This window comes from Paenibacillus mesophilus (genome assembly GCF_005938385.1).
Lineage (GTDB): Bacteria > Bacillota > Bacilli > Paenibacillales > NBRC-103111 > Paenibacillus_AB > Paenibacillus_AB mesophilus.
In genome coordinates this window covers 1-21,907 of the sequence record NZ_VCRA01000028.1, presented here as the reverse complement: position 1 = coordinate 21,907, position 21,907 = coordinate 1, and the positions used below count along the sequence as shown (strand labels likewise).

At 56.2% G+C, this 21,907-nt stretch carries 15 protein-coding genes; 10 read left to right on the top strand and 5 right to left on the bottom strand.

From position 1 onward, the window contains the following. Positions 1–80: 80 nt before the first annotated feature. The 3 genes from FE783_RS30540 to FE783_RS30530 all read right to left on the bottom strand — a co-directional run bounded on the left by FE783_RS30540 (position 81) and on the right by FE783_RS30530 (position 6,158). Complete coding sequence (locus FE783_RS30540; RefSeq protein WP_158302129.1) at positions 81–4,835, bottom strand: InlB B-repeat-containing protein; 4,755 nt, start codon at positions 4,833–4,835, stop codon at positions 81–83. 275 nt (positions 4,836–5,110) lie between these two features. After that, positions 5,111–5,557, bottom strand: coding sequence for an NUDIX domain-containing protein (locus FE783_RS30535; RefSeq protein ID WP_138883187.1), 447 nt, complete (start codon positions 5,555–5,557; stop codon positions 5,111–5,113). Between the two features lie 196 nt (positions 5,558–5,753). Continuing rightward, a complete protein-coding gene (locus FE783_RS30530; RefSeq protein WP_138883186.1) occupies positions 5,754–6,158 on the bottom strand; it encodes a GNAT family N-acetyltransferase in 405 nt (134 codons plus the stop codon). A 322-nt stretch (positions 6,159–6,480) separates the two neighbouring features. Between FE783_RS30530 and FE783_RS30525 the strand changes: the two genes are divergently transcribed. The 10 genes from FE783_RS30525 (at position 6,481) to FE783_RS30480 (ending at position 20,124) form a co-directional block, all read left to right on the top strand. Then, positions 6,481–7,296, top strand: a complete 816-nt coding sequence (locus FE783_RS30525) for a hypothetical protein (protein WP_138883185.1) — start codon at positions 6,481–6,483, stop codon at positions 7,294–7,296. After that, positions 7,260–9,440 (top strand): NAD(P)-binding protein, encoded by a 2,181-nt coding sequence (locus FE783_RS30520; RefSeq protein ID WP_158302128.1) that lies wholly within the window; start codon positions 7,260–7,262, stop codon positions 9,438–9,440. The genes FE783_RS30525 and FE783_RS30520 overlap by 37 nt, the downstream gene beginning before the upstream one ends. A gap of 284 nt (positions 9,441–9,724) precedes the next feature. After that, positions 9,725–12,007, top strand: a complete 2,283-nt coding sequence (locus FE783_RS30515) for an AraC family transcriptional regulator (protein ID WP_138883183.1) — start codon at positions 9,725–9,727, stop codon at positions 12,005–12,007. A 145-nt stretch (positions 12,008–12,152) separates the two neighbouring features. Further along, complete coding sequence (locus FE783_RS30510) at positions 12,153–13,874, top strand: extracellular solute-binding protein (RefSeq protein ID WP_138883182.1); 1,722 nt, start codon at positions 12,153–12,155, stop codon at positions 13,872–13,874. 258 nt (positions 13,875–14,132) lie between these two features. Continuing rightward, positions 14,133–15,461, top strand: a complete 1,329-nt coding sequence (locus FE783_RS30505; protein WP_138883181.1) for an extracellular solute-binding protein — start codon at positions 14,133–14,135, stop codon at positions 15,459–15,461. 27 nt (positions 15,462–15,488) lie between these two features. Further along, on the top strand, positions 15,489–17,435 hold the full coding sequence (locus FE783_RS30500; protein WP_138883180.1) for a hypothetical protein: 1,947 nt from the start codon (positions 15,489–15,491) through the stop codon (positions 17,433–17,435). Positions 17,436–17,592: 157 nt separating this feature from the next. Continuing rightward, on the top strand, positions 17,593–18,387 hold the full coding sequence (locus FE783_RS30495; RefSeq protein ID WP_138883179.1) for a class I SAM-dependent methyltransferase: 795 nt from the start codon (positions 17,593–17,595) through the stop codon (positions 18,385–18,387). Between the two features lie 19 nt (positions 18,388–18,406). After that, entirely contained in the window at positions 18,407–18,838 is a 432-nt protein-coding gene (locus FE783_RS30490) for a GNAT family N-acetyltransferase (protein WP_138883178.1), read from the top strand. A gap of 11 nt (positions 18,839–18,849) precedes the next feature. Then, positions 18,850–19,320, top strand: a complete 471-nt coding sequence (locus FE783_RS30485; RefSeq protein ID WP_138883177.1) for a GNAT family N-acetyltransferase — start codon at positions 18,850–18,852, stop codon at positions 19,318–19,320. Positions 19,321–19,554: 234 nt separating this feature from the next. Further along, positions 19,555–20,124, top strand: a complete 570-nt coding sequence (locus FE783_RS30480; RefSeq protein ID WP_138883176.1) for a GNAT family N-acetyltransferase — start codon at positions 19,555–19,557, stop codon at positions 20,122–20,124. Positions 20,125–20,204: 80 nt separating this feature from the next. Here the strand turns inward: FE783_RS30480 and FE783_RS30475 are convergent, their stop codons facing one another. Both FE783_RS30475 and FE783_RS30470 read right to left on the bottom strand, forming a co-directional pair. After that, complete coding sequence (locus tag FE783_RS30475) at positions 20,205–20,954, bottom strand: MBL fold metallo-hydrolase (protein ID WP_138883175.1); 750 nt, start codon at positions 20,952–20,954, stop codon at positions 20,205–20,207. Positions 20,955–21,102: 148 nt separating this feature from the next. Continuing rightward, complete coding sequence (locus tag FE783_RS30470) at positions 21,103–21,558, bottom strand: NUDIX hydrolase (protein ID WP_138883174.1); 456 nt, start codon at positions 21,556–21,558, stop codon at positions 21,103–21,105. Positions 21,559–21,907 lie beyond the last annotated feature (349 nt).

Below are 21,907 nucleotides of genomic sequence, written 5' to 3'. Positions count from 1 at the left end.
GAAAAATTAACTTCGCTAAATTTCCAGTATTCGGGGTGAAAGGCAACCGCTCATCCTGGAAATGCTTTGATGGACATTTTCTAATCCATGAATTTCACGAATTGCAGGAACCGCTTCAGCATGACGGCGGCTTGCGCCCGGGTGGCATAGTCGGACGGAGCGATTCTGCCTTCGTCCATCCCGTTCATGATGCCGGAGGCAAGAGCCGATGCAACTGCATCTTCCGCCCAGGGTGATATCGTCGTGCGATCCCCGAAGCGGGTAAGCTGGCTGCGGGCTTTCGCACCGTCGGCCACTTTCCCTGCGGTCACGAGCGCCCTGCTGAACATGAGCGCCATCTGCTCCCGGGTAATCCGCTCGTCGGGTGCAAAATGATTCCGGGTAATCCCGTTGATCAGTCCCGCCTTCTCCGCCGCTTCTACGGCAGACCGGTACCAGGCATCCGGGGCAACATCCGCGAAGCGGGAGCCTGCCGGCTTCCCGCCGGTCGACAAGCCGAGCGCCCGAACGAGCAGTGCGGCGAATTCGGCCCGCGTAACGGAATTGTCGGGGATGAACATGCTGTCGGTTGCGCCTTGTACGACCAGCTTCGATGCCAGCAGCTCGACGTCGGCCTTGGCCCAGTGTCCGCCCATGTCGGCGAATGCTCTCGGCTTGGAGGCCATGACGGTATAAATACTGTTGTGCGGCGAATTGATCGCGACTTCCGGCTTGCCGTTCGGTGCCGTTGTCAGGACGGAAGGCATGAAGGTAAGCGTTCCGGTGACCGGATCGTACAGCACGCCCGTTAAGCCGGTGCCCTGCGCATTCCCTTCGAGTACGATCGATCGGATCAAATAAGCGCCTCCGAAGTCGGTAACTTCCGCCGTTCGGCCGCCTGCCTCGACCGTTACTTTAAAATCGACGGCGTTGCCGATCTGGGTCAAACCTTGGGAAAGGAAGCTGCGTTCCATCCCCTCCTTCGCTTGTCCGTCCACCCGTTCGATCATTACGTTTACGGTCAGATCTTCCAGCTTCACTCCGAGCTGCGCCGCCAAACCTTTCAAATCAAGCGCGCCGGCCTTCAGCTGAAAGCTGGATCCGTTCAGCCTGATTTCGAAGACGGCATCCGGGGCGGCCGCCATTGCGGCCAACAGCAGCGAAGACGGAAATTGTACCTGCACGCTTGGTTCCTTATCGTTCAATTCGATGATGATGACCGGTTTATCGGCCGTCTTCAACATGTCGAGCGCTTGCTTCAACGCTTGCTCGGATAGGACCAATAGCTCGTATACTTTGCCGTCCGGACCGGTTTTGCGCTGTATGAAGGACGAATCGATCACGACTTTGACTCCGCCGCCCGAATCCGCAGATGTTCGTCCGGCCGCAGTGCCGGAGCCGGAAGACTGGCTGAACCCGCTGCCGGTAGGCCGTCCGTTACCGCCGTTCCCGTTATTTCCGCCATTGCCGCTTCCATCCTCGGACAATCGCGTTATGGTGACCGCATACGTTCTCTTACGACCATCGGGAAGGGCGGCCGTTACTTCGATTCTGTTGCTCCCAACGTCAAGCGGAAGCGGCTCCGAAGCTTGGCCGCTCGTCAGCGTTACAGGGCCCAGCATGAGCACGCCCGCAGGGTTGTACACGCTCGCCGTCACGGATGCGTAAACGGCATTGTATACCGAGGAGGTTACGGACGCGTACACGGAATTGTACACGGTTGCGGTTACCGTTACCGAAGATACGCTATTACCCGCGCTTGCCGTATAAGCCGTAGTGCCCGGGTCGAAAGCAGGGCTGAGCGTTACGCCGGAGATGCTCAGCGCGCTCAAGGCCAAGCCGCCGGAAGCAGGATCGGTGCCTCCGCCTCCGTTGCCATTGCCGGAAGAGACGGCATAGTGCGCGGTGTACGTAATGGCGCCCGTCACCTTCGTGGCGGCGAGTTGGGCGCTCGTCAGCTGCGTTGCACCCTCGTCACTGCTCCAGCCGATGAACGTATAGCCCGCATTCGGCGTGACGGTCGGCACGTTGGCCGGGGACTGAAGGTAGTACACCGATTCGATGACGCTGGTGCCGCTCATATAAACCGATTCGGAGACGCTGCCGGCAATCGTGCCGTGCAGTCCCGGCTTATACGTAACCTGATAACGGTTAGGCGAGTAGAACGCCGTATAAATGACCGGTCCTTTCACCATCGTCGCGGCGACTTCGGTGCTTGTCAGCTTCGTTACCCCGTCGTCGCTGCTCCAGCCGGCAAACGTATATCCCTCGTCCGGCGTGACGGTCGGCACGCTCACGGGATATTGGAAGTGATAAACCGATTCGGTGACGCTGCCGCCCGTCTGGTAGACCGCTCCGTTGACGCTGAGCGTACCGTGCAGTCCCGTCCTGTATGTAACCGGATAACGGTTGTACGAGTAGAATGCCGTATAAGTGACCGGTCCTTTCACCATCGTCGCCGCGACCTCGGTGCCCGTCAGCTTCGTCGCACCGCCATCGCTGCTCCAGCCGTCGAACGTATATCCCTCGTCCGGTATGACGGTCGGCACGCTCACAGGATATTGGAAGTGATAAACCGATTCGGTGACGCTGCCGCCGGGCTGATAGACCGCTCCGTTGACGCTGATCGTGCCGTTCAGCCCCGCTTGGTATGTAACCGGATAACGGTTATGCGAGTAGATTGCGGTGTAAGCGACCGGGCCTCTGACCATCACCGCGGCTATTTCCTCGCTGGACTTCATCGTCGCGCCGCCGTCGCTTGTCCAGCCGGCGAATGTATATCCCTCGTTAGGTGTGACGATCGGCGCGTTCACGGAGTTCTGGAAATGGTAGACTACATCGGTGACGGTGCCGCCGATCTGATAGACCGATGCGGAGACGCTGTTGGTACTGAGCGTACCGTGCAGTCCCTCGCTATACGTAATCGGATAGCTTTTGAGATAGTAAGTCGAAGTGTACGTAATATCGTCGGTGATGATCGTAGCCGCCACTTCGGAACTCGTCAGCTTCGTCACGCCGCCGTCGACTGTCCAGCCGTCGAACGCATAGCCCTCGTTCTCCGTTACCGTCGGTACGCCGGCCGGGCTTTCTCCGTAGACGACCTTCTCGACCGTACTGCTTACCGTTCCGTGCGCCCCCGGATTATAATAGACCGGGTAACGAATGATATCGGACTGCAGAAGAACCCCTTTGCCGCCCACGGCCATAAACGTATTGAAGCCATTCACTACACCCGTCAACGATTGCCCGGTATTGGTTTTCCTGCTCGTCCAGATGATCCCGTCCTTCGACGTCAGGACCGTTCCGCCGTCACCAACGGCGACGAACAGGTTGCTTCCGTAGCCGACGCCCCAAAGTGTTTTGGTCGTGCCGCTGTCCCGCCGGATCCATGAGCTTCCGTCAGTCGATGTCGCAATGGTGCCATTCGCACCCACCGCTACAAATTTATCCTTGTAGTAGACGACATCGTACATATTGACAATGCCCGGGGAGTAGACGGAGAAAACGGGCTCATTATTTCCATAGTAGATTTTCCCATTGCTCACTACTACGGTTGTACCGTTGCCATAGCTGGCCCTGTACAGAACAAAAGGATCATTTGACGGCGCTCTTCTCAGTTTTATATAATTCCAATCCCGAGGATCGGCCGGGTTAGTCGCAGTCGCGATCGTGCCCTCGTCTCCGACGGCCATAAATTTGCCGTTCACATAATCGGAGCCGTACAGATGATCGCTCTTGCCGAGAATATATGGAATTAAAGTCCAATTTAAGCCGTCGCTCGAAACGGTTCTCTCGTTGCTGTCACCCACCGCAAGAAACGTGCCGTTGCCGTAGCTGACGCTTGTCCACTTCTTGTTGGTGTAAGGCTTTTGCCGGCTCCACGTACGTCCGTCCTCCGAGGAGAATAGTGTTCCGCCACCGTCTACGGCTACAAACCGGTTGCCCCCGAATGCGATGTCTCTGAAAAACAGACGTGTGTCGCCGCCCCGGTTGGCCCAACTGATCCCGTCGGCGGACATCAGAAGCGCACCGCCGTCTCCGACGGCCAAGAACGTACCGCCGCCGAAGCCGATGCCTCTGAAATAGGTGTCGAGTCCGGACGTTTGGGCTGTCCATGTTACTCCGTCGGCCGATGTCGCGATCGCCCCGTAACCCCCTACGACAACAAAGGTGCCATTGCCGTATGCTACGCCTTGAAAAGGAGCCGCGAAAGGAAGATCGGGCGGGATGATCGGGAACGATTGCGTGTTCCAAACGATACCGTCAACCGACGTCCCGATTTGATCATACCCTACGGCGACAAACATTCCGTTGCCATAAGTGATTCCGAATACCGGCATTCCGATGTAGTTTATTTTCGTCCAAGTGACCCCGTTGCTCGATGTCAGGACATCATATTGCGATGCGACAATGAACTTTCCATTGCCGAAGGCGACGGATTTCAATTCGGCGAAGGAGCCGGACAGCCCGCTTACCCGGCTTATCCAGTTCACCCCGTCGGCCGATGTCAGAATCGTACCCTCGTTGCCGACCACGATAAACAGATTATTGCCGAAACCCGCTTCATTCAGATTTTGCGGTGTCCCGGACAATTGGCGGGTCCAGGAAAGGCCGTCTGTCGAAGTTTGGATAACGCCTTGCTCGCCTACGGCGACGAACATGCCGTTTCCGAAAGTAACGCCTTCGTAACGTCCCTCAAATCCATTCCCCGGAGCCTTCATCCATGTGGCGCCTGCGTCGTTAGAAGCAAAAAGCGTACCGTTATAGCCTACGGCGACGAATGTGCCGTTGCCATACGTTGCCGCGATCACGTCCGTCTCGGTAGGAAGCGGATGGCGAGGATTCCAATGATCCAAGGATTCGGAAGCGTAAGCTCGTAACGATCCGGCCATTACCAGCATGAATAACAATAATGCAATGCCGCGTAGTACCCTCAAAGCTCATTCTCACGCCTTTCTCGTTGATTTGGTTGATGGCTGTGCCGCCGCCTATGGCCGCAAGCAGCCAAACAGCTCCATTATACCGACCCCTTCTCACAAAATTCTCACAAGACCGTGTGCTCATGAAACGAAAAAAAGCCCCCTTGCGGAACTTGTCGTTCCGTCAAGAAGGCGTGTCCGCCGGGGGCGGCTCATAGGCCGATGGCGCTTTTGTGCCCCCGGTATGCTCCGGCATCCGGGAAACGGGCCCGGACCAGCTCGGCAAACGTGGCGCTGAAGCCGTATTCCGTCAATTCGGAGACGGGCACCATGCGAATATCCGCGATCGGCGTCGTCTCCAGCTCGTTGGTCGGCATGCGCAGTTCCCCGGACAGCTTGCTCAGCAAAAAGGTAACATGTACGACAGGCGGCTCGACCTCCGGCAAATCGCATACGTACAGCAGCTTGTCCACCTGTACGACCAGGCCGGTTTCCTCGGCCAATTCCCGGACGACCGCTTGCGCGAGCGTCTCGCCGGCTTCCGCCTTGCCGCCTGGCAGCGACCAGCCGCGGGAGCCGACCTGCTGCTTGACGAGCAAGATCCGATCGTCTTCCATCAATACTCCGGTCACGCGTACGCGAAAATCGTAACGGTCCATCGTTTCCCCTCCCGGCTTTTTACATAAAAAAACATAGTAGCATAAGCCGGTCGAGCAGGCAATGGCAGGTTTACATCGTTCATTTTTAACGGTGTAAAAGAATGCGCGGCACAGCGGTATGCCGAAATAGCGGTCGCTGGCAGCTCCTATTTTGCGCTAGAAAGCGTCACGCATACTTGCGTATGAACACTGCATACTAATTGACTTTCCTCTTGATCACGAACGCTTTGTCCGCTCTCTCGAAGCCGATCCTCTCATAGAAGCCGACCGATTTCGGCGCCGAAGTCAGCACATATTGGATTTCTTCCTCGCCGAGCTTGTCCTTCAACCGTTGAATCAACCGCTTGCCGATGCCTTGTCCTTGGTAGTCCCGATCTACCGCTACATCGGATATGTAACAGCAGTAGGAGTAGTCGGTGACGGCTCTGATCATGCCTATCAGACGATCTTGGTCCCAAGCCGTAATCAGCTCGTCGGCATGGTCGATCATTCTGCCGATGCGCTCGAGATCGCCGACGGGCCTTCGGATGCCGGATCTGGCGAACAGATCGGACACGGCTGCCGGGTCCGCACGTTCTTCCATTTTGTAAACGATGCTCATATGTTCTCCTTAAGTGCGAAGTTAGATCTGTAAACATCCGTCCAAGTCAAGCGAATTTGTAGCATTGCCTCCGGTACAAAGTCAGAGCTGATTCGGCGTCTTTGTTGCTGCCCGGTGAATCGCTCGAGAGCGTGCACAACGCACAATCTAACCGTTGGCTTTATGTCCATTATCCCATAATGTCCCAGGGGACTGGGTGTCGAATTGTTGAAATTTCGCTCGCAGTCACATCTACAGAAACGATGACGGTGATAGTAAGAAAATTGTAAGAAGGCGGTACTATAATCATTTTCCGAAGCAGACGCTACTAGGAAGTGATGTTATGGCACCCGATCACGGGGAGATGGAGCAGCTCCGTTTGCGGGCGCAAGCGAATGCAAGGTCCGTATGGAACGATCCGTGCGGCCGGCTTGCGCTGCGCCAGGCCTTTTACCGGAAGTACGGTTTCGGACCCGGCTACGGTTTCGGGACTTCCGAAATCCGGTTTATCGAATGGATGATCCGCCGAGGGGTGCTCGATCCGCGGGGCGGAAGCCCTTGGTGGAAAGCGGTCAGCGGTATGAATTTATATCATGCCGAACTCGCGAGGCTCGCTTGCGAACAAGACGCCGGTGGGTTGGAGTGGGAAGCGCCTGTCCGCTTGTGGCTCGATTATATGGCTCGTCCGAGCGAGTGTCTTTGGTACCGGGCCCATAACAGCTCTGTCGTCCGTTCCTACATCGAGCATGCCGGCATAGCGGCCGATGAACAGCGGGATGAACAAAAATTCATGAATGCCGTTCTCTCCCGTCTGTTGTATGCGCAGTGGATCGTAGGGAAGCGGGACGGCTTGAAGGCGTTGGGCTGGAGGCTTGCGCATCCGACGCTGCCGGTAATCGGCGCTCTTCTTCGTCGATCGGCCTTTTATCCGATCCTGTATCCCGCACGCACAAAACATTCCCCGCTCACACGGCCTCTTGCCGCACTTGACGAGCTCGGCGTCCATATTCTGGACAATATTCTCATCCTTCCCCAAGCCTCCGCTCTTTACCGGCAGGCGGCTAAATGGAATCTCATCCCGGAATTGGCGGGCTTCCTGCACAATAACTGTCCCGCTTATCCGTGGTCGCTCATCGGAGGAGGTCGATTCGCATCCTGAACAAAAAACGCATCACTATTCTCGGCGGCGGCATCGCTTCGCTTTCAGCCGCCTATGAGCTTACGTCCTTGCCGAATTGGCAGGACGAATACGAAATCAACGTTTACCAGACAGGCTGGAGGCTGGGCGGCAAAATGGCGAGCGGCCGCGGACCGAACGGTCGAGTCGAGGAGGTGGGGCTTCACTTGCTGCTCGGCTTTTACGAGCACGCCTTCCCGATGTTCGCCGATGTCTACAGGGAACGGACCGAGCGCGGCTTGGCGCCTCACAGCCCATTTCGGACGCTTCAGGACGCGATCGTTCCGAATAACGCTACGCTGCTCGTCACGTATGATACCGACGAGGGGCGGTGGATCAATTGGCCGCTCGTATTTCCGACGACTCCAGGGCACCCCGGCGACGGTTCGCCGCTGACACCGGAACAGTTGTTTCGCCGAGTCGTTGCCATCTTGCTGGAAACGGCGCTCGGCAGTCCTTACGAGAAACACAATCGGCTCGTGCAGTCGATTCTGGACCGCGCGTTCGCCAAGGCGCAAGGCGAACCGCCGAAGGACGGCCGGGAATCCCGGCTATTCGGCGCGATTAGAGGCGCGGTACGCAGGTTGAACCGCGGCACGCCCAAGCAATCGCTCGGGCGGGTCATCGCGGCGATGGAGCACCTGCTTGCCGCTCTCGGCGGCAAAAGCGGCAAAAGGATTACCGCGCGCACCCGCTCCGGCCGCATGCTGATGATGCTGGATTTCGGGCTGGCGCTGGCGAAAGGGATCGCAGCCGATGTATGGGACGACGTTACCGGCTCGATGGAGTTCCGCCGGATCAACGACCGCGATTTGCGCGGTTGGCTGCGCGATTATGGGGCGTCGGAAGCTACTTTATTCGGCCCGATCGTCACTTTTTTCTATACGGGCACGTTCGAGGCGCTTGCCGACAACCAAGGACGCGGCGGACTTCTCGCGGCTGGGACGGCATTGCAGTTCGGCGCCCAAGCGCTCGGCTACAAGGGCGCATTCTGCTACCAGCTGCGGCTGGGTACGGCGGATACGCTCATTATGCCGATGTACGAGGTGCTCGCCGCCCGCGGGGTCAAGTTTCATTTCTTCCACAAAGTCGCCAATATCGCCTATACGTCCGCCGATCGCATCGACCGGATCGAGATCGACCGTCAAGTCAAGCCGGTCGGCGATTCGTACGACCCGCGCATATGGATCAAGGGCAATCCGTGCTGGCCCGCTCAACCGCTGTACGAGCAGCTCGATCCGCCGGACGCCGCCCGGCTCCGGGAAGGCGGCATCGATCTGGAGTCGCCTTGGTCGGGATGGAAGGGCGAGTCGATAACGATGGAACGGGGGCGGGATTTCGACGATGTCATCTTGGGCATTCCGGCCAAGGCACTTGCCGAGTGCTGCACGGAAATCATCGCCCGGCGGGAAGACTGGCGAAACATGGTCGAACGGCTCGGCTCGGCGCGCGTCATGTCCGCGCAGCTGTGGTTCGGCCGCTCCTTGAAGCAACTGGGCTTCGAGCTTGCCGGCTGGGGGATGGGGCCGGCCAACTGTGTGCCGAATGTCGTCACCTATGCGAACCCACTGTTTTCCTGGCTGGATCAAAGTCAGATTGTGGACAACGAGGATTGGCCCGCCGATAGCGCGCCGAAGACGCTGGCGATGTTCACGGGCATATTGCCCGACGAGCCGGGGGCGCCTTCTTTTGACGACCGCGGCTATCCGTTGCGTCAAGATGCGCGAGTTCGGGAGATGACGTTCCAATGGCTGATGGACCATATGGGCTTCTTCTTACGGAACGCCGTGCCTGCCGCTTACCCGCAAGGCTTAGACCTGAGCGCGCTGCGCGGCCGCGATCCGGATGAAACCGATCCGCGCGTCAAATTCGCGGACCAATTTTTCACGTCCAACAGCGCCCCGACGAATCAGTACATGATCGCCCTGCCGGGGACGGAGCGATATCGGCTGCGTCCCGACGGCTCCGGCTTCTCCAATCTGTATCTTGTCGGAGACTGGACCGATTACGGCGTGAATATCGGCTATATGGAAGGCTGCGTCGTGTCGGCCAAAACCGCGGTCGGCGCGCTATTGGTCAAGTACGGACATGGGGCCGGGCTCGCAGCGGCGACAACCGACCGCTAGCGGTCGGTAGGTTCCGTCATACACCGCGAATAGGCTCCCCGTTCCGTTTGAATACGTCCAAAGTCGCGTTTAGCGCGGCTTTTTTTTTATGGAAGAAAAGAGGAATCGCCACATGCATCAGCACCTTTTCGTTCAGCCGTAAAGGAAATTTCAAACGCGCCGCGAATGATTCATACAGCGGTACATGAATAAGCATAGGTATGCAGCGTCAACGCAACACAGACTTCTAATGGAACACGGTTCCTCAATAAGAAACATGGATCAAACCTGGGGGGTTCAACGTCTTGAAATCGCTTTCGTATTCCGGCATCCGCTCCAAATGGTTTTACCGCTACTTGTTGTCCTATATCGCGATATTGGCCGTCCCACTGCTGGTCATCGGTCTGTTCGTCTATAACGATTTCATCCGCACGCTGCAGGCGGAGGTGACGGGCAGCAATTTGAACATGCTCAGTCAAGTGAAGGAGATCGTCGATGTCAAAATCGACGAGCTGGATAAAATCGCCTATCAAATTTCCCAAAACCCCGAATTGACGCCTTACATGGCGACCAAAAACGCCTATCAGGGCATGAATACGATCCGCGAGTTGAAAAATTATGCCGCCGGCAACAGCTTTATTTACGAATTGGTGCTGCATATGCGGGATCATCCGATGCTTTATTCGTCATTCAGCTCTTACCCGGCGGACCGGTTCGCGGGCGAAATTTACCGGTTTCGCAGCTGGAGTCAGGAACAGTTCGAGCGCGACCTCGACGGGAGCAGAGGCTCCCTGCTTCGCCCGGCCGAGAATGCCGGCATGGTGAAGGAAGGCCGGGTCATTCCTTATATGGTACCGATTCCGTACAAGGACGAGGCGCCTTACGGCAACGTCATCTTCCTGCTGACGGAGCAGTCGGTGAGGAAGCTGATTTTGAATATTTTGCGCGACTATGGCGGAAATACGTTCATCGCCGATGCGCAGGGCCGTATTGTGACGTCGCTCGAGGATGATTCGCGGTTTGACATTCCGGACTTTCTATCGAGCGTCGGGCCGGATGCGGTACGCGGATCGACCTCTGTGAAGCTGGACGGCGACGACTATTTCGTCACCTATATCCGCTCGTCACATACGGGCTGGACTTATATTACGCTCGTCGAGAAAGCCCGGGTGATGACTCCGGTCGTTCGGATCAAGCAGAACGCACTCGCAGGGCTTGCGATTACACTGCTGCTCGGAGCCGCCGTCATCTGGCTGATGATGAATCTGAATTACAACCCGCTGCTCCGTCTGAAACATTTCGCGGAAACGTTAGCCGGCCGCAAAGCCGCCGGGCGCGACGAGATCGAGGCGATCCGTCTCGCGGTAAGCGACATGTCCGAGAACAGCCAATTGCTGCGTCAGCAGCTAAAACATAATAAGCCGGCGCTCAAAGCGTATTTGCTCGACCAATTGCTGAAAGGGCATTTCCGGGACATCGGGGAGTTCAATCGCTCCGGAAGCGGCTGCGGCATCGGCTTTGCCGGAACGTATTACCGGGTAGCCGCTTTTCTGCTGGACGGACTGGGCGGCGGGGAAGGCAAATCGGTGAAGGAGAACGTGATCGCTTATGTGGAGCGGCAATTGCCCGAAGGTGTGGAAGGATACGGGATCGACAGCATGGAGACTAACCGGTTTCTGTTACTTCTGGCTGCCGGCAGCGCCGACGATGATGGGGTGCTGGAGGCGTTGGCGCGAAGCCGCGAATCGATAGGGGCGAAATGGCAGCTTCATGCGACCGTCGGACTGGGGGGCGTTTACAGCGAAGCTTCCGATATCGGGAAATCTTGCATCGAGGCGACGACGGCGCTGGAGTACAGGCTCGTGAAAGGGAAAAACCGGATTATCCCGTTCCAAGACATCGGGGAATCGGTGCCCGGCGGATATTCCAAGAAAGAGCTGGCCGAGCTGGAGCTTTCCTTGAAGCAAGGGGATGCGGACAAAATCAAGGAATGTCTGGATGCGGTCATGCGGCTCATTCACCGGAACGGTCCGTCGCTGTTTATGGCCCGATCGATATGCTATGAGCTGATCCATACGATTTTACGCCCGCTGGACGAAATGAACATGCGCGGAAGCCGGAAGCCGCTTCCCGACGTGCTGTCGCTTTTCGAGTTCGAGACGGTGGAGGAGCTGTCGGAGCTCGTCTGCAAAATCAGTCTGGACATCGGCCGGCGGATCAAGGAGAGCAAGGAAAGCCGCAATTACGCACTTAAGGAAGAATTAATCGACTATATTGAACGGCACTATGGGGATTACCATTTTTCGCTGCAGACGATGGCGGAGACACTGTCGATGTCTGCTTCTTACTTGAGCCGGTACTTCAAGGATCAGACGGGGTTGACCGTCTCGCAATATGTACACGAGGTGCGGCTGGACAAAGCGAAAGAGCTGCTGCGCACAGGCGATGACAACATCCAGGAGCTGATCAAGCGGATCGGATATGCGAGTCCGTCCAGCTTTATCCGCAAATTCCGCGAAGCCGAAGGCATGACCCCGGGCGAATACAGGCGGCTGTATGTAAAGGATGGCACATCGGGCTCCGGCTGAACAACGGCGCGAATGTAACGGCCTGCACATACCGGCGGCAACGGATGATTTACAGCTTCCCCCCCGATGGCTTTATAGTGGAGTTGTTTCCGAATTACGGGAATACGGGGGAGGGGTCAAATAGGCAAACAGGAGTGTGGAGAGAATGCGGCGGATATTTCCGAAGGGGCGAGGAGTGCGGACGGCATTGGCGAAACGGATGACGCGGATTAAGCGGGCCTTCGGGACGAAGAGGCTGCTGCTGCTGGGAGGCGCAATGCTCGTAATGTCGGCATGGGCCGGCTATGAAGGCCATAGAGGGCGCACAGCAGTTGTCGGGATGGAGGGGACGGCCGGATACTCCAATCCGCAGAGAAAAATGGACGGCCGCATGTACGCATCGGGAATGCCGATCGTCGGGGAAACGATTACCCTGCGCGCAGCCGTAAGGAAAACGGTGACACACGGTGATTTCTCGCAGATGCAGACGATCAAGGATCTAGAGAAAGCGGCCAACATCCGATTCGAATGGGATCAAATTCCGAGTGAAACGTATACCGAGAAGAAAAAATGGATGTTTCTGAACGATGAGCTGCCGGACGTCTTCTTCTCCGGTCTGACCTCGAGCGACGTCGTCCGTTACGGCAGTCAGGGCTTGCTTATTCCGTTGGAAGAGCTGATCGACAAATACGCGCCTAATATCAAGAAAGTATTCGATGCGTATCCGGAAGTAAGGAAGGCGTCGACTACGCCCGACGGCCACATCTATTCTTTGTCGTTTATGGAAGCGAACGACTACATGGTGTATCGCAATCATTTGGCGATCAATCGGGAATGGCTGGATAAGCTCGGGCTTGAGGTTCCGACGACGACCGACGAATTGTACCGGGTGCTTCGGGCGTTCAAGGACCTGGACCCGAACGGCAACGGCAAGCAGGACGAAATTCCGCTCGCTTCGCTGTACGGCGGCATCAATCAAAACTTCCACGCCTTATTCAACGCGTTCGGCGTACTGAATCCGGACGGCAGCAAGCTGGCGGTCAAAGATGGCATTGTCCGCTACGAGCCGATCCAGCCGGAATATAAGGATGCGATCCGATACATCCATAAGCTGTATGCCGAGCAGCTGATCGACCCGGAGACGTTCACCCAGGACGCGAAGCGGTTCATGGCCAAGGGCAGCGCCGCGGAGATCGTTTACGGAGCATTTACCGCATTTCTCGGCAATGTCGAGCTCGGATCGCTGGAACGGCTGAAGCGATACACGTTCGTTCCTCCTCTTGCCGGTCCGGACGGGCACCGTACTTGGCGAAGGCAGGATAACCGGATTACGCCGAATACGTTCTCCATTACATCCACCAACAAATATCCGGAAGCTACGATGCGTCTGATCGACGCCATGAACGAGGAGGATACCGCGTTCCAGCTGTGGCGCGGCCCCTACGGCAGCCATATTCGGAAAGAGGCCGACGGAAAAATCAGGCAAAATCCGCTGCCCGAGCGCAAAACGGTTCTGGAAGCGTGGATCGGCGAGGCCGCTCCGTACAACTCGTTTCCACTCTATTTCACCAAAACGATGATGGACAACTACGTGCTGGACGAGACGAGCAGTCTGCGGAACGATGCCTACAAGCTGTATAAGCCTTATATCGTCAGCGAAGAGGAGACCTATCCGCAGTATATGTATTATACGGTCGGGCAGCTTCAGCAATTGCAAACGCTGGATGCCGACATTCAGTCGTATCAAAGCGCGATGGAAGCGAAATGGATCATCGAGGGCGGCATCGACGAGGAATGGGATCGCTATATCGCCGAATTGCACAAGATGGGGCTGGACCGCAAAATACGGATTCATCAGGACGCCTACGACGCATATCGGCGCTTTTGATTCATCAGGAAACGGGGCTGGCGAACGACTACCGGCGGGACGACAGTAGAAATCCCGCCGTTAGGACGGTATCTCCGGCAGGAGAAGGGAACTCCACGCCGTTAATTTACAAATATATACTTAAATTACAAAATGAAGTTGTAAGTTGGATCATTCACGACCGTGGATTCGAGGCGTTTTTCAAGTGAAGCGCGACGCTATTTTACGGATTTGTTCAATAAGCTGGCATGGCGACAATCAGAAAGGGAGGATATAAGTATGTTTACAAAAAAGATCGTGTTGACAGTAACGGCGGCAAGCGTCGTTTCATTCGTATCCGGATGTGCTTCTGTGAAGGAAGAGAAAAAATCAGAGGCATCGCAGCCGGTGAAGGTGGAAGTTCCTCAAGGCCCCATTACTTTTAAAGTCGCTTCGAACAGGACAAAAGAAAGTTTTGCAAGAGTAAACAAAGTGATCCGTACGAAATATCCGAATGTTACATTAGAACAAATGTCCAGCTACAAAAACAACGAGAAAACGCTTCAAGACATGATCTCTGCCGGCGACCTTCCGGATATTATCGACGAAGCTACCACCAATACCCCCATACTGCTTGATCTCGACTTTCCTATTGATCTCGATCCCATTATTAAAAAACTAAACTTAAACATCAGCAACTTAGATCAGCAAACGATCGAAGGTATTCGTTCCTATAACGGGAAGCTGTTTATGCTTCCAACGAATCTGACGCCTCCGTTGGTGCTGTTTTACAATAAGGATATTTTTGATCGGTTCGGTGTGCCGTATCCGGCGGTCGGCAATACGTGGGATGATAATATACAATTAGCCAAAAAGCTATCCCGCACCGACGCAGGAGTCAATTATATGGGGATGTCGACGGGTACGATCATCAACCGCATGGCGACGCAATTATCTTTGTCCTATGTCGACCCCAAATCAGGAAGAGCGGCTATCGTCTCGAATGACGGTTGGAAGAAAATGTTCGAGAAATGGAAGGAAGTCTACGATATTCCAGGTAATTATCCGAGTGGCGCGAAATTCAGCAATGGCGTAAATGATTTCTTAAAAACCAAAAACTTGGCGATGTTTCCTCACTTTCTGTTGTTGGCGCAAGACAAGCTATTCGAAGATGCAGTGAAGAGCGGATTAAATTGGGGAGCAACGACCTATCCTGCTTTCAAAGAAGCCCCGGGAGTAGGACCCTCCGGTATTTCCGGCGGATTTATGATTACGAAAATGAATAAATACCCGGAATTTGCTCTGCAGGTCATGATGACCTTGCTGTCGGACGAAGGACAAATAGAAATGGCTAAGGATGGCATGGTACCGAGCGTGAATAAGCCGGAGCTCAGGAGTCATATTTACGAGGATTCCGCAATCGTGAATCAAATTCCTAAAGATGTGTTAGCCGCGATCTACAAGATGAAAGAAGCTAAACCTTATTCCCGGAGCCGATATGATACCGCTTCCCTCAATACGGTTACGAAATATATGAACGAGTATATTGGAGGAAAGATGGACTTAAATTCGGCGCTCCGAAAAGCGGATGAAGAAATCAATAAACTGATCGAAGCCGATAAAAAATAAAAGGACAGGGAAAGGATGGTGCAGCGCATGTCGGATCAATCGGACAACAAAATCAGCAGAAGAGGACTGCTTGTGCAAATGGGTGCGGCCGGGACCGCGCTGGCGGCGGGGGTCATACTCGGGCAAGCGGCGATGGGGGCCGAGAGCGGGCGATCCACCGTCACCCGCCATACGTATGGCGGACCCGGCTCCAGTGCAGGCGACGGCTGCAGCACGGGCGGGTTCGTGAATGTCATGGACTACATTCCGCCGGAGGAGCGTGCCGGCATCATCACGGGAACGTCGTCCTATGACTGCACAACCGCGATCAATACCGCGCTCGGCAACAAATGCGCCATCCTATTTTCGTGCGGCGTGTTCGAGATATCGTCTCCCCTCATCCTGGATACCGGCAATTATGTGCATGGCTCAGGCAAAGGCAATACGGTCATCCGGCTGAAGGCCGGCTCCAACTGCGACGTATTCCGGACGAAAGATTTCGACATGCTGAAAGGCAACCCGAACGGGGCGGCGCTCGCCCCGAGATATTTCGGGATCGAGCATTTGACGATTGAAGGCAATTATATGGCGAAGGGCTGGAGAGAGGATGATAACAGCTGCAACAATACGCAAGGCTCCGCCATCGCCATATACGGATGGGGATACCAGATCAATGCGGAAGTGTACAATATCGCCACCCACGCCCTGTACAGCGAATGTATGGGCGACCCGGGCCAGCAGTTCGAGCGGTATTCGACGGTAGAGCTGCACGGGAGAATATCGGGGGAGGAGGCCGTCGTGTTTCGCGGACCCGGCGACATCGTATTGGACAAAATCGTCTTCGGCGTAGTCGGGGTCAAGCCGAGGCCGGACTACTACGCGATCGCAAGCAGAACGTCTTCGCTGTTCGCCGGCGATACGCTGGACGGAGTCGTGCTCGATGAGACGAGTCCATATGACGGCCATTGCGAGCTGGGCTTCGTCCACATTTACGGCGTCTACTACGGCTACGGCATTCGGACCCGGGGCGTGTGCAGAATCAAGGCGGAGCATCTCGTCAGCGAAAATAACCGCGGAGGCGCCCGCTTCCAGGATGGGGCTTGGGGCGTCGTCTCGATACTGGAGGTTCATGCGAACGGGAGAATTCCTCCGGAGTACAAAGCCTCGATCTCCGGCTCTCCCCCGCTGCCCCCGCTCGAAGGCTGCTTGTGCGAATCGTCGTGGGGGATGCAGATTTCCGGCCTGCACGTGCAGCGCAACGGGCCGAGCCAGGACGGCTGGCCTTCGCTGAAAGTAAGCGGCGCCTACAACACGGTCCACTTGACGAGCCGGGGCTACGCGAATGCGGCAACGGGAGCGTATTACGCAGGCAGCGCTGCCGTGATCGAAGGCGTCAATCAGACGGTCCGCGTCAACGCACACCGCATCAACGGCGATGCGGTCGTCGTCCGGGCGGTTACGTCCTCTATCGAACTGAACGTGCGCGATGTGACGAACGGCTCGGGGCTTGTCCGCGACGCCGGCAGCGGCAACGTCAACAGGGGCAACTGTATCTCCGGAACGGTGAATGAGGCCGCTATCGGTTTTACATCGACCGGAACCCCTACCTGCGAAAGCATCCGGCTCGTGTTGAACAATTCGTCACCGAAGCCGTTGTTTGCCGGCAGCAGGCCCGACGTGCAAAACCGGGCGCAGCATTGGGACATCAGCGCCGCATGGAGCAATGCCCCTTACGGAACGCGTTCCCGGGTCTATTTCACGTTCGATATGTCCGATGTCGCGGAGCAGACGATTACGGTGCCGCACCGTTTGATTTACCAGCCCGATTTCCGCGAAGTGTCATGGAGCGTCGAAGATAGGTCCGCGACATGGGACGGCCAAATCGAGTATATTCGGCTTCAAGCCGCGGATGCGGCGAATCTCGTATTCAAGATTAAGCTTTCCCAGGCCGGCGGCACCGGTGCCGATGTCCGCATAGGCGTGCAGGTCGGATAGCGGCGGCCGGTATAACGCATCGCCCCCCTTATAGCAGCGGCTGTAAGGGGGGTTCTTGTTGCCGGGACAGGCACGGAAACAAGGAAAAAGCGGCTCTTGCGCGAATGTATTAATAAGACGAAGGACTATGTCGGTGAGAGCGAAAGGGGAGATACCGATGGACGAATGGAGCCATTTGAACGAAGCTTCGAAATCGAGGTGGGAGGACAACGCCGGATTTTGGGATGACTATATGGGGGATAAAAGCAATCGCTGGCATCGCGAGCTGATCCGACCGGCCACCGAGCGGCTGCTGAACGTACAAGAAGGCCATATCGTGCTGGATATCGCCTGCGGCAACGGGAATTTTTCCAGAAGGCTTGTCGAGCTCGGGGCTAACGTCGTGGCGTTCGATTACAGTCCTACGATGATCGAGCGGGCCAGGCAGCGGTCTCAAGCTTATGCGGACCGCATCGAATACAAGGTGGTCGATGCGACGAACCGCGACGATTTGGACGGGGTGAAGGCGGAGGGGCCGTTCGACAGCGCGGTGTCGAATATGGCGCTCATGGACATCGCCGACATTGCGCCTTTGGCCCAATCCCTAGGTGACTGTCTGAAGCCGGATGGCGTGTTCGTATTCTCCATCCCCCACCCCTGCTTCCAGCCTCCCGGCACGAGAAAAGCTTACGAGACGGAAGACCGCGATGGAGCGCTCCTATCGCGAAGCGTCATCCACATTTCACAGTATACGACGCCGGGCTCTTATGAAAGCATCGGCATCAAGGGCCAGCCCGTGCCGCATTATATGTTCCACCGGCCTTTAACGGCCTATATCGCTTTATTTTGTTCGCACGGCCTCGTGCTGGACGGAATGGAGGAGCCGACTTTCCGTAAAGAAGAAAGCGGCGGCGGCAAGTTCGAGTGGGACGAAATCCCTCCCGTGATCGTGCTGCGGTTCAAGAAAGCGTGAAAGAAGAATGGAGGCTCCCATGCTAATCGATATTCACTCCAAATTGCGCGACGACGCCGTTGCGGAATTGTTAGGCCAATCCGTATTCCCGGACCCCGAACGGATAGAAGAAGCGATCCGGACGTATGAATCGGGTGCCGGTCACGAATTATACGGTACGGAAGAGGAAGGTGCCGTCGTAGCGTTAGCCGGATTTACTATGGACGATGCAGGCGGTCTGGTAATCAAGCACATCGCGGTGCGGCCCGATTATCGGGGCAAGGGGTACGGAAGAGACCTCGTCCTGGGACTGATCGAGCTGAAACATCCGCGGTGGATCGCTGCGGAGACGGACGACGAAGCGGTCGGCTTCTATAGGAGCATCGGCTTCACGATCGAAAGCCTGGGGGAGAAATACCCGGGAGTCGAACGATTCAAGTGTACGTACGATACGACGGAAACGGAAGACTGAGGGGGATCGGTATGGCGGAGGAGAGGAAGGCTGCCGCGATCACGATCGGGCCGGTTCAGAGAAGCAATCAGGCCGAAGCCGAAGAGATGATTCTCGAAGGTCTGAAGGAGCATTTCGGATTTCTGGATCGCTCGCTGAACCCGGATTTGCGCGATATTATGGACAGCTACGTGGAGGCCGGGCATATTTTCCTCGTCGGCACGCTGGAGGAGCGGGTCGTTTGCACCGGCGCCTTGAAGGAGGTCGACCCGGAGACGGGGCGGATCGTGCGCATGTCGGTGCGCAAAGAGTTCAGGAGAAACGGCTACGCAAGCCTGCTTCTCGGGACGCTGGAGCGTATGGCGGCGCAACGGGGATATTCGAGTGTCATGCTGAAGACGATCCATCATTGGTCGGATGCGGTCGGCTTCTATGAAAGAATGGGTTACTCCAAGAGCGGTTTGGATGGCGAAAGCGTAACGATGGTGAAACGGCTTCCCTAGGACGGGCGCTCGATTGGCGCCAGCTGGACTATATCGTGCCGTAGGAGCAATCGAAGTGCCGGATTGTTGGCCGGATTCGCGGTCCGGGCTAGGGGGATCAGGAGCGATAAGCCCGGCAGCGTCGCGCTACGGTTGTTCGGAACAGGGTCAGTATCGGCGAAAAGGCATCAAGCGGCAGTTGCGGCCCATCCGTTTCATGAAGACTAGCATTCGAGCGGAAAGAAGGCGGTTATCGTGCTGGACAAAAGCTTGGACTACTACAGAGTCATTATGAAGAGGACGGCGGGAACCCCGATTCCGCAGGCGCCTTTGCCGGAAGGCTACTCCTTCGTGATGTACCGGGACGGAGACGCCGAAGCTTGGGGGGAGATCGAGGCGTCGGTGCTGGAATTCGATCAGGTCGAAGACGCGGTGGACTACTTCAACAAACATTATGTCCCTTATGACAGCGAAGTCAGACGCAGAACCTTATTCGTCCAACGCGACGACGGCAGGAAAGTGGCTACGTTCACGGCTTGGTGGAATTATACGGGCAGCCGCCGTCATCCGTTCATGCATTGGGTAGCCGTGAAGCCGAGCTATCAAGGGCTTGGCCTCGGCAAGGCGATCATAGCGAGGGGCGTACGGCTGATGGTGGACTTGGAGGGCGATTGCGTCATGTACATTCCGACCCAGACGTGGAGCCATAAAGCGATCAAGCTGTACCGGTGGGCCGGCTTCGAATTGGAGCTGGACGAGCCGGAGCCAGGAGGCGTCATGAATCAAACGAAGGAAGCACTCGCTCTAATTAAGCATCTGCTATGAGGGCGGGGTGGCAGACGGAGCGGCATCTTGCGGATCGGCCGATCGCGGATGCCGCTCTTGAATGTTCGCCGGAACCCGGGTTATTCGCCGATGATTTGAGCGATTCGCTCGTTGACGCTGCCTCGGAACACCCCGCCATGGTAACAGATGACGGTCTCGATATCGTAACGGAGAAATTGGCGCAGCGATTGTCGGGCCATCTCGATGTCATAAGCGTGCTCGGGCGTCGGGCCGAATAGTTGGCCGTCATTCACGATCATGGCGTCTGCGGCGATCAGCGTTTTGCTCGGTTTATGGTACAAGCTGATATGCCCGGGAGTATGTCCCGGCGTATCGATAACCGTAATGCCGCCGCAATAAGGCAGTTCTTGACCGCCGGCTATCGTCCGGTCCACCTTGGCGCGGGGCGGGTGCTCCAGCGTATGCTTGAACGCTTGGCGCCATTCTTCCGGCACTTCCGGCGGCAGCGATTCCATCGCCTTGGCGATCGTTTCCGGCGTGATTTTCACCAGCGGCTTCTCGCCTTGAATGTAAGGCTGCTCGATAGCGCCGGCCAATACTTCGATTGTACCGGAGGCGCTGTCCAGCAGGGCAGGGAGCGAGCCGATATGGTCCAAGTCTTGATGGGTGATGATGATCTGCCCCAGCTTCCTGCCGGCCGGTCCGGCGACGGCAAATTGATCGCGGAACTTGTCCGCTTGGCCGGGATAGCCCGTATCTATTAGCACCATCGTCTGCGAGTCCCATAGAAGCGCAGGATAGATCGTTTCAGTTCTTCCCATCATGATTGCGGAAATGGGGAGCACCGCTATTCCGTTCGCGATTTGCATAGAAAACCCTCCTAGTGTTCGGCTATGAATCGGCTTCGCTCGAAGCTGCTTCATAGCTTAACAAATAGGAGGGTTTTTGTAAATAACATAAATTTTAATTATACCACAAAAATAAAATTTTGTCAATAGATAATATTCGTAGGAAACCTTATGGAAGTTGCGATAGAAACCGGTCCAAGATCATTTTATGGCTTCCCACGATTTCCTCCGGCAGCTCGGTCAAGGGGAAGTACCGGAAATCCATCGATTCCGACAAGTCGATGACCATGTCGCCATGCACTTCCCGGGTGCTGTAGGCGATCGTCACCGCATAAAACTCGTCGCCGTTCGGAGCGGTCATGAACGATTGCGGACCGGAGAATACGTCGATGAGCCGCAGCTCGCCGACTTCCAAGCCGGTCTCCTCGAGCACTTCCCTGCGGGCGGTGTCCTCGGCCGATTCCCCCAGCTCCATCAAGCCTCCGGGGAATGCCCATTTGCCGCGGGGATGAACCCGCTGCTGGAGCAGGATGCGATTCCGTTCATCCATGATGACGACTACCGCCCCGACCAAAATTAACGGTCTATGCCCTACAACGGCTCTAAGCTCCTCTATGTACCCCACTGCCTCAGCCTCCTCGAATAACTGCCGCTATCATTCAGCCTAGTGTACCAAATGACGGGCGGTTTGAGAAGGTCGCGACCCGCTTGCCGCGAAACAGGAGCGGATATTCTCGTATACGGGCGAGCGAATCCCCCTCGGGATCGGCCCCCCCTCCACGAATGGAATAGTTAGTGTACATTTGAACACTAGTTTGCTGAAATGGCGGCGTTTTGGCGGATATAGTGCGCATTTGTGTTACTACTTAGGTCCCCCCTTTTCAAACGTAGAAAACTTGGTTAATAATGGGTAACCGAGTTCAAATGGAAAAGGGGACCACTGATGAAAATGAGTCCGGAAGAGATCGAACGAA

Excerpts from the sequence above, each read along its gene's own strand:
- FE783_RS30535 (WP_138883187.1), bottom strand. The coding sequence starts at position 5,557 with ATGGACCGTTACGATTTTCGCGTACGCGTGACCGGAGTATTGATGGAA.
- FE783_RS30530 (WP_138883186.1), bottom strand. The coding sequence starts at position 6,158 with ATGAGCATCGTTTACAAAATGGAAGAACGTGCGGACCCGGCAGCCGTG.
- FE783_RS30525 (WP_138883185.1), top strand. The coding sequence starts at position 6,481 with ATGGCACCCGATCACGGGGAGATGGAGCAGCTCCGTTTGCGGGCGCAA.
- FE783_RS30510 (WP_138883182.1), top strand. The coding sequence starts at position 12,153 with ATGCGGCGGATATTTCCGAAGGGGCGAGGAGTGCGGACGGCATTGGCG.
- FE783_RS30505 (WP_138883181.1), top strand. The coding sequence starts at position 14,133 with ATGTTTACAAAAAAGATCGTGTTGACAGTAACGGCGGCAAGCGTCGTT.
- FE783_RS30500 (WP_138883180.1), top strand. The coding sequence starts at position 15,489 with ATGTCGGATCAATCGGACAACAAAATCAGCAGAAGAGGACTGCTTGTG.
- FE783_RS30495 (WP_138883179.1), top strand. The coding sequence starts at position 17,593 with ATGGACGAATGGAGCCATTTGAACGAAGCTTCGAAATCGAGGTGGGAG.
- FE783_RS30490 (WP_138883178.1), top strand. The coding sequence starts at position 18,407 with ATGCTAATCGATATTCACTCCAAATTGCGCGACGACGCCGTTGCGGAA.
- FE783_RS30485 (WP_138883177.1), top strand. The coding sequence starts at position 18,850 with ATGGCGGAGGAGAGGAAGGCTGCCGCGATCACGATCGGGCCGGTTCAG.
- FE783_RS30475 (WP_138883175.1), bottom strand. The coding sequence starts at position 20,954 with ATGCAAATCGCGAACGGAATAGCGGTGCTCCCCATTTCCGCAATCATG.